This is a genomic window from Ruegeria sp. YKSD179 (assembly GCF_059612885.1).
The window spans coordinates 1-1,899 of record NZ_JBXWRL010000119.1; the positions used below are offsets into that span (position 1 = coordinate 1).

The window sequence follows — 1,899 nt, forward strand, 5'->3', positions numbered from 1 at the left end:
TATGCGCCCGAAGGTTTTGCCCTTCTTTAGGCAATTTGGGGTTCAACTCGAACGGTTGCCAACTGATTTTGACGTCGACGCCTGTATTCTCGGACGCCGCCTTTAGTTGGTGGAATGAAATGGCACACCAAGGGCATACGATATCTGAAATAAAGTCGATTTCGACCGTAGCCGGATCGGATGTTTTTTGAGTGAGTGGATTTGACATTAACAACTGCCAGTTAGAGTGGGATTCGATGTTTAAGGCACATGGTTTGTTCGCCGTCGTCGAAGGAAGTCGGCTGTATCCCTACCGAAAACCTAACTTAACGGTGATCTCGTTGGTTACCACACGTTTTATGCGCCATCGAGAATAGGTTGGGTTTTAAAGAGTTGTGGTTGACTTTCCATCAGATGACGACGAGTGCAGTATTTCGCAGAATGGTTCCGTTAGACACTGCTGGGTTTGATTTTAACAAAGCATTGCCAACCATTATAGTGATTGTTAACGGAACTTATTATCTGAAAAAGTGATCATATGTCCGACTTTTCCGCCACATCACAAATTCCCTGATTTAGCCCGCTTGATTAACGCGAACCATTCCGGAAATGAAAATCGATAGAATATTGACCTAAGGAATCAATCCGAAACTACAGCGATGCGGTTCACACTTGTTCGTTTCGATCTATATCTTATGCTGCCTTGATCTTCGGAGTATCGAGGTAAGATTTGACTAGATTGACCCAAAGTTGTGCTCCCGGAAGCAGGATCTCATCGTTAAAGTCATACTGTGGGTGATGCAGAGGGTGCCCGTTTTCTCCGTTTCCAATTAAGACGTAAGATCCAGGCTTGCGTTGCAGAAATTCTGAAAAGTCATCGCTGACGGTCATTTGCCGAACAATACCTTCCACGAGTGAAAGACCGGGTGACGCCTGTATCACGGAACGCGCAAAGTCCGTCATTTCAGGATGGTTGTTTACGGCCGGAGTGTGATGCCCAAACGTCAATTCCGCAGAGACACCAAATGATAATTCGATGCCCTTCACGATTTCGCGGATTCTTTTAATGATCTGGTCGCGGGAAGTTTCGGAAAAAGAGCGAATATTTAACTTTAACTCTGATTGATCTGGTATGACGTTGTGCGCCTACCTACACCGTCATTAGAATGGTTTTTCCTGAGCGGTTATGGCCGATTGCGATTGGTTTGATAGCTCTTATGTGGGGTGTGGCCACTCTTATCGGGCCGGCTGTCGGTGGGGTTTTCGCGGAATATGATAGCTGGCGTTGGGCGTTTTACAGCCTGTTACCCTTTGTTGCCGTGATCGGGTTGCTCGTTCTGCTTTGCCTTCCTGGAAAAGAGCCTAACGTTTCCCGGGACGACGCAATTCCAATTGTTCAACTGCTTGCAATGATAGGTATTGTTGCCGCTGTTTCCATAATTGCCGCCGCGCCGACAGACTTAAACGTAAGTGCCGGGCTTGTTGTTTGTATAGTTCTTGCTCTGGCCATTCGTTGGGCCGAAAGAAGCTTCGCAGGGAAATTGATGCCGACAGGAGGCATGTCTTCATTTTCGCAATTTGGTGCGCTGTACGCATGCGTTGCGTTTCTTTTGATTGGTATGCAACCTGAAACTTTTGTCCCATATTTCCTTCAGGTGCTGCACGGTCAATCGCCGTTAATTGCAGGATATATCGGTGCGCTGATGGCAGTCGGTTGGACAGCCGGCTCTGCTATATCGGCACGCTTCACTGGGCAAAAAGCTGAACAGACTATTTTGTTGGGGCCAATCTTCAGTTTTGCGGGTTTGTTGCTGCAAACGCTTGCGCTGCCTGCGCCGTCGTCTTCAGCTTTTGTGCTTTTGCCAATCTGTGCTGGTCTCATATTGGTCGGCTTCGGGATCGGTATTGCATGGCCGCATC

General features: G+C 47.7%; 3 protein-coding genes and 1 pseudogene. 1 reads left to right on the plus strand and 3 read right to left on the minus strand.

The features are described from left to right. The 3 genes and pseudogenes from AC2FNE_RS24575 to AC2FNE_RS24585 all read right to left on the minus strand — a co-directional run. Window positions 1-208 (minus strand): DsbA family oxidoreductase (locus AC2FNE_RS24575; RefSeq protein WP_496806561.1); only part of this gene is annotated, 208 nt, incomplete at its 3' end. Between the two features lie 464 nt (window positions 209-672). Next, a complete protein-coding gene (locus tag AC2FNE_RS24580; RefSeq protein ID WP_496806562.1) occupies window positions 673-1,026 on the minus strand; it encodes a M20/M25/M40 family metallo-hydrolase in 354 nt (117 codons plus the stop codon). A gap of 6 nt (window positions 1,027-1,032) precedes the next feature. Continuing rightward, window positions 1,033-1,113: pseudogene (locus AC2FNE_RS24585) on the minus strand (hypothetical protein); the annotation flags it as partial. Between the two features lie 32 nt (window positions 1,114-1,145). Here AC2FNE_RS24585 and AC2FNE_RS24590 point away from each other — a divergent pair. After that, the coding region (locus tag AC2FNE_RS24590) for an MFS transporter (protein ID WP_496806563.1) at window positions 1,146-1,899 on the plus strand (754 nt) is incomplete at its 3' end.